General features: G+C 67.0%; 12 protein-coding genes and 2 pseudogenes. 4 read left to right on the forward strand and 10 right to left on the reverse strand.

Annotated elements, in window-relative coordinates; all coding sequences use genetic code 11:
* Positions 1 to 40: 40 nt before the first annotated feature.
* Positions 41 to 2,200 carry a PQQ-dependent sugar dehydrogenase gene (locus J3E61_RS09735; RefSeq protein ID WP_210083404.1) on the forward strand — a complete coding sequence of 720 codons (2,160 nt, stop codon included), beginning with the start codon at positions 41 to 43 and terminating at the stop codon, positions 2,198 to 2,200.
* Between the two features lie 4 nt (positions 2,201 to 2,204).
* Here the strand turns inward: J3E61_RS09735 and J3E61_RS09740 are convergent, their stop codons facing one another.
* From J3E61_RS09740 to J3E61_RS09750, 3 genes are all read right to left on the reverse strand, one after another.
* Positions 2,205 to 2,618 carry an EVE domain-containing protein gene (locus J3E61_RS09740; protein WP_192725004.1) on the reverse strand — a complete coding sequence of 138 codons (414 nt, stop codon included), beginning with the start codon at positions 2,616 to 2,618 and terminating at the stop codon, positions 2,205 to 2,207.
* A gap of 72 nt (positions 2,619 to 2,690) precedes the next feature.
* Positions 2,691 to 3,101: a DUF5313 domain-containing protein gene (locus J3E61_RS09745; RefSeq protein ID WP_210083405.1), complete on the reverse strand. Its 411-nt coding sequence runs from the start codon at positions 3,099 to 3,101 to the stop codon at positions 2,691 to 2,693.
* A complete protein-coding gene (locus J3E61_RS09750) occupies positions 3,098 to 3,595 on the reverse strand; it encodes a MarR family transcriptional regulator (protein ID WP_210083406.1) in 498 nt (165 codons plus the stop codon). Before J3E61_RS09750 ends, J3E61_RS09745 begins: the two co-directional genes overlap by 4 nt.
* A 76-nt stretch (positions 3,596 to 3,671) precedes the next feature.
* On the opposite strand from J3E61_RS09750, the gene J3E61_RS09755 reads away from it, so the two are divergent.
* Positions 3,672 to 5,207, forward strand: coding sequence for a biotin carboxylase (locus tag J3E61_RS09755; RefSeq protein WP_210083407.1), 1,536 nt, complete (start codon positions 3,672 to 3,674; stop codon positions 5,205 to 5,207).
* Between the two features lie 177 nt (positions 5,208 to 5,384).
* Here J3E61_RS09755 and J3E61_RS09760 read toward each other — a convergent pair whose 3' ends face one another.
* Positions 5,385 to 5,675, reverse strand: coding sequence for a WhiB family transcriptional regulator (locus J3E61_RS09760; RefSeq protein ID WP_210083408.1), 291 nt, complete (start codon positions 5,673 to 5,675; stop codon positions 5,385 to 5,387).
* A 338-nt stretch (positions 5,676 to 6,013) separates the two neighbouring features.
* Between J3E61_RS09760 and J3E61_RS09765 the strand changes: the two genes are divergently transcribed.
* Entirely contained in the window at positions 6,014 to 6,745 is a 732-nt protein-coding gene (locus J3E61_RS09765) for a transcriptional regulator (protein ID WP_210083409.1), read from the forward strand.
* Here J3E61_RS09765 and J3E61_RS09770 read toward each other — a convergent pair.
* Positions 6,742 to 8,184: a MinD/ParA family protein gene (locus tag J3E61_RS09770; RefSeq protein ID WP_210083410.1), complete on the reverse strand. Its 1,443-nt coding sequence runs from the start codon at positions 8,182 to 8,184 to the stop codon at positions 6,742 to 6,744. The genes J3E61_RS09765 and J3E61_RS09770 overlap by 4 nt on opposite strands.
* 624 nt (positions 8,185 to 8,808) lie before the next feature.
* Between J3E61_RS09770 and J3E61_RS09775 the strand changes: the two are divergent.
* Positions 8,809 to 9,138 (forward strand): annotated as a pseudogene (locus tag J3E61_RS09775) (ESX secretion-associated protein EspG); the annotation flags it as partial.
* On the opposite strand, the pseudogene J3E61_RS09780 reads toward J3E61_RS09775, so the two are convergent.
* The 5 genes and pseudogenes from J3E61_RS09780 to J3E61_RS09800 all read right to left on the reverse strand — a co-directional run.
* A pseudogene (locus J3E61_RS09780) lies at positions 9,137 to 9,835 on the reverse strand (S8 family serine peptidase); the annotation flags it as partial. The pseudogenes J3E61_RS09775 and J3E61_RS09780 overlap by 2 nt on opposite strands.
* A gap of 207 nt (positions 9,836 to 10,042) precedes the next feature.
* Positions 10,043 to 10,300: an HPr family phosphocarrier protein gene (locus tag J3E61_RS09785; RefSeq protein ID WP_192725011.1), complete on the reverse strand. Its 258-nt coding sequence runs from the start codon at positions 10,298 to 10,300 to the stop codon at positions 10,043 to 10,045.
* A gap of 30 nt (positions 10,301 to 10,330) precedes the next feature.
* Positions 10,331 to 12,340, reverse strand: coding sequence for a PTS sugar transporter subunit IIA (locus J3E61_RS09790; RefSeq protein WP_210083411.1), 2,010 nt, complete (start codon positions 12,338 to 12,340; stop codon positions 10,331 to 10,333).
* Positions 12,337 to 13,317: a 1-phosphofructokinase family hexose kinase gene (locus J3E61_RS09795; RefSeq protein ID WP_210083412.1), complete on the reverse strand. Its 981-nt coding sequence runs from the start codon at positions 13,315 to 13,317 to the stop codon at positions 12,337 to 12,339. The genes J3E61_RS09790 and J3E61_RS09795 overlap by 4 nt, the downstream gene beginning before the upstream one ends.
* On the reverse strand, positions 13,314 to 14,081 hold the full coding sequence (locus tag J3E61_RS09800; RefSeq protein WP_210083413.1) for a DeoR/GlpR transcriptional regulator: 768 nt from the start codon (positions 14,079 to 14,081) through the stop codon (positions 13,314 to 13,316). Before J3E61_RS09800 ends, J3E61_RS09795 begins: the two co-directional genes overlap by 4 nt.
* Positions 14,082 to 14,151 lie beyond the last annotated feature (70 nt).

Genomic DNA, 14,151 nt, shown 5'->3' on the forward strand with positions numbered 1-14,151 from the left:
GAAGTCAGACCTTTGCTGGATAGCTTGCAGGAGTGACGATATGAAGAATTCAGCGGCGTACGTGGGACGCGTCGGCGGATTGGCGATTGCCCTGGGGATTGGCACCGCCGTATTCACCGGCCACGGACTGGCGATGGCGGATTCTTCCGAAGGCGCATCAGGCTCGGCGGCAAACGACTCCTCAGAGACGAAGTCGGCGACCGCAAACGGAGGCGCCGCGGGTGGCGCCACGACGACGGATAAATCCACAACGTCCACACAGGCCGCCGGCGGCAGCACAACTGGTCCCGACGACACCGAAGCCACTTCTGGTCATGCCACCGAGACGCCGAAAGACGGGGCGTTCGAAGCGGATTCAACGGCCAAGCCAGTAAGGAAGGGCGCACGGCACCCGGCGTCGACATCACGGCCATCGTCGCAGGATGACAAGCCCGCACTGGAGAAACGGGTTCGACCATCGGCTAGCGCCACCAACGCGGCGGCCCAGGCACGCCCGGTGGACGACGCCACGCCGAGTCCAGACACCAAAACCCAGGCGGACGAACCGAATTCGGGCCGCGGAAGTGCAGGGTCGACTCCAACCATGACCGCGCGGTCCGTGGTCCAAAGTCAGGTGGTGGCAGATCCGCCAGAGGCACAGGTGACACCGGAAACCGAGGGGCAGATCGTTACCAGCATGCTGACCTCCCTTGCACTCGGCTCGCCGGCCACGACCGACCCGGTCGCACCGGCCGCGCCTGCGCCGTCGCTGTTCGGCTTTCTTCAACTGGCGTGGCGCGAGCTGAGCCGGGGCCTGTTGGGATCCAGCTCCGGCGCCGATCAGCGACCCACGATCACCTATGACGTGGCCGACAGCCGAGTGGTCGACGGAAATCTCGTGGGCCGCGTCATTGCCACCGACCCGGACAGCACGCTGAAACTGACCGCGAGCAAGCCCGCTCATGGCGACGTGACAGTGGCGCCTGACGGCACCTTCACCTACACGCCCGACCCGGCATACAACGGCGAGGACAAATTCAAGATCACCGCGACCGAGATGAACGGCGGCAGCACCGGCCTGCTAGGTGGTCTGATGCGGTTCGCGACGTTCGGACTGTTCGGCGGCGGCGGTCGCTCCGCGTCGGTAACCATCATCGTCGACGACGGATACACCTCATCCACCGTCGTGTCTGGGCTCAACTCGCCGACAGACTTCCGGTTCCTGCCGGACGGTCGACTCTTGTTTGCCGAAAAGGGCGGTGCCATCAGGGTGTCGAACGGCGGCCAGCTACAGAGCACCCCACTCATCACGTTGCCGACCGACACTTTCTGGGCAAAGGGGTTGGCGGGCCTCGAGGTAGATCCCGACTTCGAAAACAACGGCTACATCTACGTGTCTTATGTCAGGTCAGACAACTACCAACGCTTGTCGCGTCTGACGGTCACCGACCCGACGGCTGAGGTGCTCACGGTCGATCCGAATTCAGAGGTTGTCCTCGTCCAAGGCACGCAGCCAGCGGGCAACGACCACCACGGCGGAGGGCTTGCCTTCGGCCCCGACGGCAAGCTCTATTGGTCGGTCGGTGACAACGTCTGTTGCAGCGTGATCGACGGCAGCAACTCCCAAGACCTGTCCAACATCTACGGCAAGGTGCTGCGCCTCAATCCAGACGGCAGCGCACCCAGCGATAACCCGTTCCCTAACGCGTCCGGCGCCGGCCCGCTGATCTACGCGACCGGTTTCCGCAACCCGTTCCGGTTGGCCTTCGCGCCGGACGGCCAGCTGTTGGTGGCCGATGTCGGCCAGGCCGAGTGGGAGGAAGTCAACCTCGTCACGGCAGGCGGCGACTACGGCTGGCCCTATGCCGAAGGTCCCTGCAACGGAATCGGCACAGCCGACTGCTCCACACCGTCCTCGTATGACAATCCGATCTATGCGTACCGGCACGCCAGCGGCGGAAACTCGATCACCGGTGTCTTGGCCTACGCCGATGGGAACCGAAACACAGTCTTGATCGCGGATTTCAATCAGAAGTGGGTCAAGGAGCTGACGTTCAATTCCGACTACTCGGAGCTGATCGGCGAGAAGGTGTTCGGCGCGGCGGCGCCCGGCAGCACCAACAAGTTGGTGCAGGGACCGGACGGCAGCATTTATCAGCTGACATACGACGGCACGCTGACGCGCATCGCCCCGACGTTGACACCGATATCGACCGTGTGACGGGCTAACCCGTCATCGCTGAGCGGATCACCTCGAGGTCGTGATCGCTGATCTTGAACACCCCGTACCGGAACTTGATGCCCCAGCGCGCGGGGTCCTCGATGAACTCCAGTTGCTCGATCAGCGGGCGGATCGGTGTTTCCGCACACTCCAGAAAATCGACGTTGCGACGCCACGGCTGAAAGTCCGGCGACAGCTCCGCTTGGTACGGTTCGTCGTCGACGACCTGGCCGATAGCGGTGAAGGCCTGCAGCGGATCACCTTCGGGATAGTCGGTCTTCGGCGAATAGAAGACGATCCAGTCACCCCTGGCCATCTTCTTCAACATGTGTGGCTTGCCGTGGTTGGCCTGGGTGAAGCGGCCACGCACCCCACGTTCGACGTGGCCACGGCTGACGGTGTTGATCCAGTTGGTCATGTCCGCACGCTAAGCCGGATCGCCGACAAATCGGTGCCCGTGCCGTCGCGGCCTGTGGATAACTTCCGGCGGCTAGAAAGGACTGCTGTTGGATTGCCAGCGGGCCGCTTCCGGGCGTGGCCCGTAGCGCCGGATGTACTCCTCGTGGACACGGGCGTTCTTCTCCCGGTTGATCTCGTCTACCAGATTGGGGTCCAGACCGTGTTGCGCCAACCGGTGCCGGCGCCACACTTTGTTCAGCGCCAACGACATCAGCAAGGCCCAGATGTAGATGGGCGCCGTCATCTCCGTATGCACGTACAGCGACGCAGGCAGCAACCAGAACGGCGCCAGCACAAGGAACGGCGGTATCGCGGCGCGAACCATGTGGCGGCGCACTGCTCCTGGGCCTGCGAGGTCGTTGCGCACCCAATCGCGGAATTCGGCGGGAAGGCTGCGGCCGTACGCATAGCCGATGTACTGCAGCGGAGATGGCCGGTTCATCGGACATCCTTTCTGTCGTTGAGCGCGCCGGCGGCCAGGGCCGCGGCGTTGACGCGAGTGAGGACGCTGTGGAGCCGTTCGAGTTCGTCGAGACCCACGCCGAGCCGGTCCACCACCGCGGGCGGAATCTTGAGGGCTCGCCGCCGTAGCTGAATGCCTGCCCGGGTCAGCTCCACGTCGGTGGCACGCTCGTCGGCGGTGCTGCGGGAGCGGTTGATGAGGCCGAGCGACTCCAGCCGCTTGAGCATCGGAGACAACGTCGCCGAATCCAACTGCAATGCGGCGGCGATCTCCTTGACCGTCAGCGGTCGATCGGCGGCCGACTTGTGGTGGTCCCAGAGGGCGAGCATCACCAGGTACTGCGGGTGGGTCAGTCCCAGCGGTTCGAGCAGCGGCCGATACACCGCCAACACCGCGCGGTTGGTGACGGCCAGCGCGAAACACACCTGCCGTTCCAGCGCCAGTGGATCGATGTCGTCCTCGACGAGCGTCATGACCCCACACTACCCAATTAGATAGGGCACTAACTAATAGCGTGCTAACAATCACACGTTGTTAGCATCTGACACGATGAGCAGCGACGATCACGCCGAACTACTGCGCCGCCGCGCGCTCACCGAGGATGCGGCCCGTCCAGAGGCCGTAGAACGCAGGCACGCAGCCAACGGTCGCACCGCGCGCGAGAACATCGAGGACCTCGTCGATGCGGGGTCGTTCGTCGAGTACGGACGCTTCGCGATCGCCGCTCAGCGATTCCGCCGCGACGTCGACGACCTGATCGCGCGCACCCCCGCCGACGGGCTCGTCGCAGGCACGGCGCGCGTCAACGGCAACGCATGCGCGGTGCTGTCGTATGACTACACGGTGCTCGCGGGCACCCAGGGCGCGCTCGGTCATCGCAAGAAGGACCGGCTTTTCGAGCTCATCGAGCGGATGCGGTTGCCGACGGTGTTCTTCGCCGAAGGTGGCGGCGGACGTCCCGGCGACACCGACTACCCGGTCGTCTCGGCGCTCGATGCGCGTGCGTTCAAGCTGTGGGCGGCGCTGTCGGGACTGGTGCCGCGGATCGCGATCGTCAAGGGCCGCTGCTTCGCGGGCAACGCGGTGATCGCGGGATGCTCCGACCTGATCGTCGCCACCGAGGATGCGTCGATCGGGATGGGCGGGCCCGCGATGATCGCAGGCGGCGGCCTCGGTGACGTCCACCCCGACGCGGTGGGCCCGGTCTCCATGCAACAGCCCAACGGCGTGCTCGACGTCGTCGTACCGGACGAGGCACATGCCGTGGCGGTGACCAAGCAGTTGCTGGGCTATTTTCAGGGTGCGACGACACCAGGCCGGGAAAGCGACCAAACACGTTTGCGCACAATGATTCCCGAAACACAGCGGCGGGCGTACAAGGTCGAGCCGATCATCGAGACGTTGGCCGACGACGGATCGGTGACCTTCCTCCGCAAGGGGTTCGCCCGTGAAATGGTCACCGCACTGGCGCGCATGGAGGGCCGCGCCGTCGGCGTCATCGCCAACAACACGATGGTGATGGCAGGCGCGATCACCGCTGCCGCCGCCGACAAGGCCGCGCGTTTCCTTCAACTCTGCGACGCGTTCGGACTACCGGTCGTGTCACTGATCGACTGCCCGGGCTACATGGTCGGCCCGGCGGCTGAGTCCGAGGCGTTGGTGCGACGCGCGTCCCGCATGCTCGTAGCGGGCGCCGCGATGCGTGTGCCTCTCGTCGCGGTCGTGCTGCGCCGCGGCTACGGGCTCGGCGCGCAGGCGATGACCGGCGGCAGTCTGCACGAACCGCTGCTCACCGTTGCCTGGCCGGGCGCCCACCTCGGCCCGATGGGCCTCGAGGGAGCCGTCCGACTTGGGCTGCGCAAGGAACTCGAGCAGATCGCCGACGAGGGCGACCGGGAAGAACGAGTCAGGCAGGCAACGGCCGCCGCCGAGGCAAATGCCAAGGCGCTCAACGCCGCTGCCCTGTTCGAGATCGACGACGTCATCGACCCCGCGGATACCCGCGGTCTGATCGCAGCGACCCTCGCGGCGGCCGCCGCGCATCCCCAACCGCGCGGTGAGAGCAGGTTCGTGGACACCTGGTAGGCGGGAAGTTTGGGACGGTGCCGCCATGGCGCCTCTCGGCGAGGGGTCGCTCTCGGCGACGATTCTGGATGGGGCCCGGGGCATAACCGACACCGTCGCATGATCTAACTGCCCGGCGGGACAACATATTCCACTGGTTCGCCGCAGACCCCTCGACATCGGCGAACGGCGAGCGGGTCAGGCGGATTCAGCGAACAGTCGGCGATCGCGTACCGGGTAGCCATTGCGCTCGGCCAGCGAGCGCAGTTGTCGCAGGGCAAACGTTCTGCCGCGGCCGGCCTCGGGGATGACGATGCCTGCCCACAGCCCCTCGGCACGCGGGAGTTCGCACGCCTCGCGGGCGCACAGCCACCGGCGCGGGCATTCCCGGCAGATGGCTTTGGCCACTTCGTCTGCTCTGGTGGTCCACCGTTCAGGGTCTTGGGTGCATGCGCCGATCGGCGTCTCTTCCCATTCGGATGCGCTCATCGCTGTTGCTCCTCTGCACGCTCTGCGGCACTACGCCGCAATGCCGCCAAACGTAGCGCAGCAACCGTAGCAATGCAACAGTTTAGCGAAGACCTAGCGCGCCCGGCGGACAACGAGAACGGAAGGCTTCGACACCAAAACAGCCGACCAAGCTGCGGAAACCAGGCCATACGTCAGAAGTGTAATTCCGTAGCATTGATACAGTTTACTGGTCTGATAGCTGTAGCTGCGCTGCATCTCATTCACGCAGAATCGAGGGTCAAGTCGTAGCACTCGACGGTTGGGCGGCTACTATTGCGACACCCTGCGCAGCACCCACTCAGCGAGGAATCGCCGTAATGACAGACGCCGAGTCGACCGCTGAGGCGTCGGACGTCGTCGACCCGGGATTGGTCCGCGCCGGCGCGGCCGCCGCGGCGCGCAGGCGAGAACTCGACATCAGCCAACGCAGTCTCGCGGCCGACGGAATCATCAACGCCGGAGCCCTGATCGCGTTCGAAAAGGGCCGCAGCTGGCCACGCGAACGCACCCGAGCAAAGCTCGAGGAAGTGCTGCAGTGGCCGCCGGGCACGATCGCCCGGCTCCGTCAAGGCGAGCCTCCGGCGCGGGAGCGGCCGACCGAACCCGCAGGCGTCGGGCAAGAGGGAAGCCTGATATCGCAGGCCATCATCACCGCGGTGCATACCCTCGGCCCGGCGGTCGAGGCGCTGCCCCAGGTCGACGACGCCGAGTTCACCCCTCGGGTCGCGGCCATTCTCGCCGACCTTCGCCAGCTCGAGGGCGTTGCCGCCAGCGCCACCCGCATCAGCCGAGTGACGCCCGCGCTCATCAAGGCGCTTGGCACCGTCCGCCGTCAGATCGACGAGCTGACGATGCTTGCCGCAACAGCGCCGCGCGCGACATTGGGCCAGCGGGTGTACGCCACCCGCCGCCGCGCCAACCTGACCATCGCCGAAACCGCCCAAGCCGCAGGCGTTTCCGAGGATGACGTGCTGCGCGCGGAGGCGGAGGAGCCAGTGGCCGCTGCGTCGATCGATGCGATCGAGGCGCTGCTCAAGCAGCTCGACTAGTGGCGTTCCCTGCTGCGGTCATCGCGGGTGGGAAAGTATTCGGCGAGCGCGGCGGCGATCTCGATGAACTTGCGGCGGGCGGCCGGCGACATCTGGCTGCTGTGGTCGATGACCCCGCCAGGCCGCAGATGCCCGTCGAACGGCACCTCGACGACCTTCTGCCCCTGGCTCGCAAACTGTTGGGCCAGGATCGACCGAGTTCGCTTGTCCGCGTGGCCATCCGAATCGTTCAGCACGATCACCGTGCGCTGCAGCAGGTTGGTGAGCCCGCGGGCGGCCAACCAGTCCATCGTCTGCCCCGCCGCCGCCGCGCCGTCGACCCATGGCGATGAAACCACGATCAGCGCGTCGAGGTCGCGCAGCACCTCCTGTGTGACAGGGGTGTCCATGGTCGAGCTGCAGTCGACGATCGAAATCGTGAAGTAGCGGTCCAGTCGTGACGTCGCTTCGCGGTAGATCGCGGGGTCGAGCACGCGGCGGCGCGCCGGAGTCGCCTCGCCCGCGAGGACGAACAAGCCCGCCGCGTTGTTGCCGACCCGGCTGCGCACGTCGGCGAACGTCTCGAGATGTTGGTCGGAAGCCAACTCCCAATAGGATCCCTGCACCTTGGGGTCCACCCGGCTGCCGAGCTTGCCGAAGGCGGTGTCGGCGTCGATGGCCACCACGCGGTCGTCCTGGCGCAGTTCGGCGAATATCGATCCGACGCTGGCCGAGACCGTGGTCTTGCCGACGCCGCCTTTACCCATCACGCCGATCTTGTAGTGCCCGCGCAGCACCGACTTGATCCTGGCCTCCAGCTCGGCCTGCCGGATTTCGTCAGGCGACTGGCCGAGGTTGACCATTCCGAAGGTCGCTTTGTACACCGCTAGCCGCCAGCCGCGCGACGGCGGGACCTTGCGGGAGGGCACCAGGTCGTCGGCTCTGATGCGGTCGGCGTACGACGCGGGCGGCGGTGGTGGTGCCGACGCCCCTTCGGGTGGGTACAGCGGCGCCTTCCACGGTTGGGTGGGCGGTCCCGGCTGCGGGGGTGGCGGAGCAGGACGCTGCGGGCGCGGTGGCGGCTGCCAGTCGGGTTGCGGAGTCCGCGGGCCCTCGTCGGGACGGTTGGGGGTCGGCAAGGGTCCGGTGTCGCGCGGCCCTCCCGGCGGTGGCCCGTATCGCGGCGGTTGCCGGTGGCCGCCTTGGCGCTCTGGATCCAGGAACGGCGGCGGAGGGGGTTCGGATTGGCCGCCGCGCGGGCCGGGTTCAGGACTCGGCGACTGCGGCGCGGGCGGGCTCGCGGGACGTTCCGGCGGCACATAGTCGACCGGCGGTCGCGAGGGCACCGGTGGCTGGGGGGCGGGCGTTGGATCCGGCTTCGGTTTGGGCGGCTCGTAGTCGGTTTCCTCCGGCCCCGTCCAGCCGAGTTCTCTCCGCAATGCGTCGTCGCGGTCGGTCACTGCACAATCTCCTTCGCTTCCAGACGACGCGTATGTCGGCCACCCTCAAGTATCAACCACAGCCGGGCTGCGCTACGGAATCCGACGACCAGGGTGCGCCGCGGCTGTCCAGCAAACACCAATTGCGGCGGCGAGCACACAAACGGACGCATCAGGGGCGGCCGTCGCTCCAATTGAGCGTCCGCTCACCAGAGCGCATTGTATTTGCTGGCAACGGCATAAAACCAAGACCTGAGGCGCTGATAGTTTGCTCAGTCGGCGGAGTCGGCAGCCGCGGCCGGCCGGGAAATTAGTGCATTTGCAAGGTGTTTCCGCTGGTAAGCTGTCCGTCAGCGAAGGTTTGCGTGGTTGGGTCGGTCCGGCCCCCCGCCCCGTCGGATGCCCGCCGCAGCTAGGTTGGATTCGGACAATCCACCCCGGGCCGCCGGCCGGGACACCACTGCGGATGAAGCTAAGGACGAGGAGATGCATGTCCGGCGACGACGTGCGCGCTAGCGCGGCCGAATCGGCCGCCGCATCCTCAGATGACCTGTGCGACAAGCTCGCCGAATCAGCGAAAGATTCCCATCACATCAGTGGCGCGATGACCGTTGTCTTGCGCGCGTCGACGCAGACAGGGCAAATATGACCAGTCCGCCAACACATTTCGACGACGTGGTGGGTGTTGAGGTCACCATCGACGGCATGCTCGTCATCGCGGACAAACTCCATCTGATGGACTTCCCCGTCGCGCTGGGCATCCGGCCCAACATCCCTCAGGAAGATCTGCGCAACATCGTGTGGGAACAGGTCGGGCGTGACCTGACCGCACAAGGCGTGCTCGACCTGTTCGGTGAACCCCACCCCGAGGTCGCCGCAATGGTCGACACCCTCAGCCGGGCGGACCGGACTCTGGAGGGCCGGTGGTGGCGCCGTGACATCGGCGGCAAGATGGTGCGCTTCGTGGTCTGTCGCAATCCTGTCCGGTGTTTCCCGCGGCGACGATGATGACCGCACCCTTGACGTTGACCGCGTAGTTGATGGCGGCACCCAGGCCCGACTCGTTGATCGGCCTGGTCACCTTGTAGCAGGCGGCCTCGCTGATGTTGATCACCTGCGCGCCGATGTTGGCGGCATGCACGACGGCGCGGGCGAGGCTGCGGAGCGAGCCCGCGGTCTGTGTGGTGTTCGGGTCGTTGGGGTCGGTGTGGGAACCGACCGGCTGGAAGGCCTCCGAGGTCTGCCGCAGCGACAGAATGCGAGCGTCGGGGGCGACACCGATGAAGCCGTCGGTGGGGGCGGGCCTGCCCGCGATGATCGACGCGGTCAGCGTGCCGTGGGAATCGCAGTCGCTCATGCCGTTGCCGGCCTTGTCGACGAAGTCCCCGCCGGGTTCGGCAGGTACCCGGGGTGAGCCGTTCACGCCGGTGTCGATCACCGCGACAGTTACGCCGGCGCCGGTTGCGAACTTCTGCGCATCGGCCAGCCGCAGGTAGTCGTTCGGCCACGGCTTGTCCGCGAAGTTCGAATTGGGGAACACCGTCGGCGCCGAACACACGCGGCGCTGTTCGGTCGGCTGATCCGGACCTGTTTCGTCCGGTGGCACGACGGCCGGGTCGATGGTGGGGGGCTCGATCGCTACGGCAGGGGGAGCGCTCAACACCGCCAGCATCAGCACTGCCACTAACGCACCGATGCGGCGCACGCGCGGTCACCCCTTTCGGCCCTTCGCCCGGCAGCAGTGTGCTGACGAATACACAGCAAACAATGTGGCGGAGCGGCGGCGGGACAAAGTGTCACGTCAAGGCCGTCGGCTCCATGCATCGAAGCAATCTTAAGCGGCCGCCAGCGGGGTGTTGTTCGCTAACTCTTGGAAGGCTTAGGCATCGAGGTCTTGCTGGACGAGGTCGGCGACGGTCTTGAGCGCCGCCTCGTCGTCGGAGGCGACGGTCACCTCTGCGCCGTTGCCCGCGCCCAGCGTCATGATCATCAGCGCCGAGCCCGCGTCGACCGGTTCACCGCCGTCCATCGACAGCGTGACAGGGACGCCTGCGTTGACGACGGCTTCGGCGATGATGGCGGCGGGGCGGGCGTGCAGGCCGATGGCCGAGCCGACGATCACGGTTTTGGTGGGCATTGACTTCTCCTTGCTTGGTAGTGGTGTGGGTTAAGCGGTGGCCAGGGCCGGGGCGGCCTCGGACTTGGCGGCGGGCTTGAGGAATTCCTTGGCGGCGATGACGGCCAGCGCACCCGCCACGGTCCCGACTGCCAGGGCGACGAGGAACCACAGCAGATGGCCGATGGCGAAGAACACGAAGATGCCGCCGTGCGGAGCCTTCAGCGTGACGTCGAACGCCATGATCAGCGCGCCCGTGATGGCTCCACCGAACATCATCGACGGGATGACGCGCAGCGGGTCGGCCGCCGCGAACGGGATGGCGCCCTCGGAGATGAACGACGCTCCGAGAAGCCAAGCGGCCCTTCCATTTTCCCGCTCAGGCTCGGTGAACAGGCCGGGGCGGATCGTTGAGGCCAGCGCCATCGCCAGCGGCGGGACCATGCCGGCCGCCATCACCGCGGCCATGATTCGCAACGACGAGGGATCGGCGACGTTGAGACCCGCGGTCGCAAACGCGTAGGCCGCCTTGTTCACGGGGCCACCCAGGTCGAAGCACATCATCAGGCCGAGCACGATGCCGAGAATGATCACCGACGTGCCGGTCATGCTGCCCAGCCAGTGGGTCAGACCCGAAGTGATGGCGGCCAGGGGACGGCCGAGCAACATGAACATCAACAGGCCGACGACCAGCGACGCGAACAGCGGAATCACGACCACGGGCATCAGCCCTCTGGCCCATTGCGGCACGGCGATGCGACTGATCCACAGCGCTGCGAACCCGGCGATCAGGCCGCCGACGATGCCGCCGATGAAGCCGCCCCCGACCATCACCGCGACTGCGCCCGCGGTGAACCCCGGCGCAATGCCGGGACGGTCCGCGATCGCGAACGAGATGTAGCCAGCCAGTGCCGGCACCAGGAATGAAAATGCAAGTCCGCCAAGGGAGAACAGCACGGCGCCGAGATACTGCGTGAAGCCGCCCGACGGCAGGTTGGTCAGCGAGTTGCTTGTCGCGATGATGTTGCCGAGCGACTGTGTGGCACCGTCGGGTTTGTTGGCGATGTCGTAGCCGGCGAACAGGAAACCGAGCGCGATCAGCAGGCCGCCAGCAGCGACGAACGGGATCATGTAGCTCACGCCGGTCAGCAGGATCTGGCGCAACCGGGTGCCCCAGCCGACACCGCCCGCAGGGGCGGCAGCGGCGGCGGGAGAGCCGGCGTCGCCTTGCACGCGCGCCGCATTCGGATTGTCCGCAGCGGCAAGGGCTTCGGCCACCATCTTGTCGGGCTCGTTGATGGCGCGTTTGACGCCGGACGCGACGACCGGCTTGCCCGCGAATCGCTGCCTGTCCTTGACGCCGACATCGGTGGCGAAGATGACCGCGTCGGCCTCGGCGATGGTCGACGGCGACAGCGGTGTGCTGCCAGACGACCCCTGCGTCTCCACATGCAGCGTCGCGCCAGCCTTCTTCGCGGCGGCGACCAGGGAGTCGGCGGCCATGTAGGTGTGCGCGATGCCGGTCGGGCATGCGGTCACGGCGACCAACGTCTTCGCCGCGGCCTTATCGGGTTCGGCTGCGGGCTTGGGCTTTTCGGGTGTCGCGTTGACCACGCCGTCGACCAGTTCCACGATCTCGCCGGGTGTCGTCGCGTTGCGCAGCGACTCGACGAAGTCCTTGCGCACCAGGGCGCGGGCCAGGCTGGACAGCAGCTTCATGTGCTCGGCCCCGCCTGCCTCCGGCGCGGCGATCAGGAACGCCAGGTCGGCAGGTCCGTCGGGCGCGCCGAAGTCGACGGCCGGCCTGAGCCGCGCGAAGCCGATCGAGGCGGTCTCGACGTACGGCGATCGGCAGTGCGGGATCGCGATACCGCCGGGCAGCCCGGTTGCCGACTGCTCCTCACGCGCCATCGCCGCGGCGATCAGCCCGTCGGTGTCGTGCGTCCGGCCCGCGTCGGCGAGCCGGCTGACCAGTCGGCCGATGACCGCCTGCTTGTCTCCGCCCGCGTCGATATCGAGCAGGACCAGATCGGTGTTGATGATCGGCAATGTGGTTGTCATGGCGATACTTTCGTGTTGGGAGCAATCGGTGTCACTCGGACGGAGGTGAGGTCGATCTGCGCGGGCCTTGGGAGCGCGGATCCTGGCAGGGCAGCGGCAGCGCCGCCGTATGCGACTGCCATCTGCAGCCGTTCGGGCGGGACGGCGCCGCCCACATCTGCGCGGAGGTAGCCGGCGAGTGAGGCGTCACCGGCACCCACGGTGCTGCGCGCGACGACGGGGGGTGGCGCAGCCATCCAGCTACCCGTCTCGTCGACCAGCACTGCTCCTGCGGCCCCGAGAGTGGCGAGCACGGCACCCACCCCGCGGTCGACGAGCTGTTGCGCCGCGTTGACGACGGGCTCTGGATCACCTTGGGCCACTGCGGCTTCCAGCGCGCGTGGCGAGTAGCCGAGGACCCCGGCGAGCTCCTCGGCATTCGGCTTGACCAGGTCGGGGGCGCCGCGGTGCAGCGCCTCGACGAGCGAGGTGAGCGGAGCATCCGAGGTGTCGACGGCGACCCGGCACGGGTACGGCGCGAGCAGCGCGGTCATGTCGGCATACCAGTGGTCGGGGACTCCGGGTGGCAGCGAACCCGACAGCACCACCCATGACGCGGACTCCGCGGCGGCGAGCACCGCAGTGGTCAACGCATCGAGGGCAGCGGCGTCGAGAGGGGCGCCCGGCTCGTTGAGTTTCGTTGTGGTGCCGTCATGTTCGGTGATGGCGAGATTGGTGCGCACCGCGCCCTCGGTCGGTACACAGTTGAACGGCAACGCACTGGCGGTGAGCGCACTGATCAGTGGGTCGTTGGCGGGAGCGGGCAGCACCGCGACGGCGTCGAGCCCGGCCAGCGTCAGGGCCCGTGCGACGTTGACCCCCTTACCGCCTGGCTCGGAGGTCACCGACGAAACTCGGTGTACCGCACCGCGAGTGAGGGGGCCCGTCAGGGTGACCGTGCGGTCGATGCTCGGGTTGGGAGTGACGGTGACGATCACGCGACCACCACCTCCACGCCGCTGTTGGTCAGTTCGTCGCGATCGGTCGCGCTGATCTCAGAGTCGGTGATCAGAGTGTCGACGCTGGAGATCGAGGCGAAGCTGACGAAGTCCTCGCGGCCGACCTTCGACGAATCAGCGGCTACCACTACATAATTGGCTGCCCGGACCATGGCGCGCTTGACCGCGGCCTCGTCGCTGTCGGGCGTGGAGAGCCCGTGGCGCACGCTGAGCGCATTGGTGCCGATGAACGCGACGTCGACGCGCAGGGTGTCGAGGACGCGCAGGGTCTGCTCGCCGACCGCCGCCTGCGTCAGACCGCGGACGCGCCCGCCGAGCAGCTGCAGGGATACCGAGGGCATGGCCGCGAGCCGGGCGGCGATGGGCACGGAGTTGGTCACGACGACCAGATCGCGGTCGGCGGGCACGAGCGCCGCGATGCGCGCGGTCGTGGTCCCCGCATCCAGCAGCACGCTGGCCCCGCCGAGCGGGAAGAAGTCGGTGGCGGCCGCGGCGATGGCGTCCTTGTGTTCGGCGCGGGTGGTCTCGCGCTCACCGACGCCTGGTTCGACCAGGTGCAGTGCACGCACGGGCACGGCGCCGCCGTGCACGCGCCGCAGCACGCCCGCCTTGTCCAGCACGGCGAGATCGCGGCGCACCGTTTCGGTGGTGACGTCGTAGGCCTGCGCCAGCTCGGTCACCGAGGCGCGGCCGCGCGAGATCACCAGGGAGGCGATCGCTTGCTGACGCTCTTCGGCGTACATGGGGCTCCGTATCGGTGATTGCCGGATGTGTGGTTTTGAGTCCGTATTGATGTGGATATAGTTGGTTTTA

Origin of the sequence: Mycobacterium sp. OAE908, from assembly GCF_017872775.1 — a bacterium.
Taxonomy (GTDB): domain Bacteria; phylum Actinomycetota; class Actinomycetes; order Mycobacteriales; family Mycobacteriaceae; genus Mycobacterium.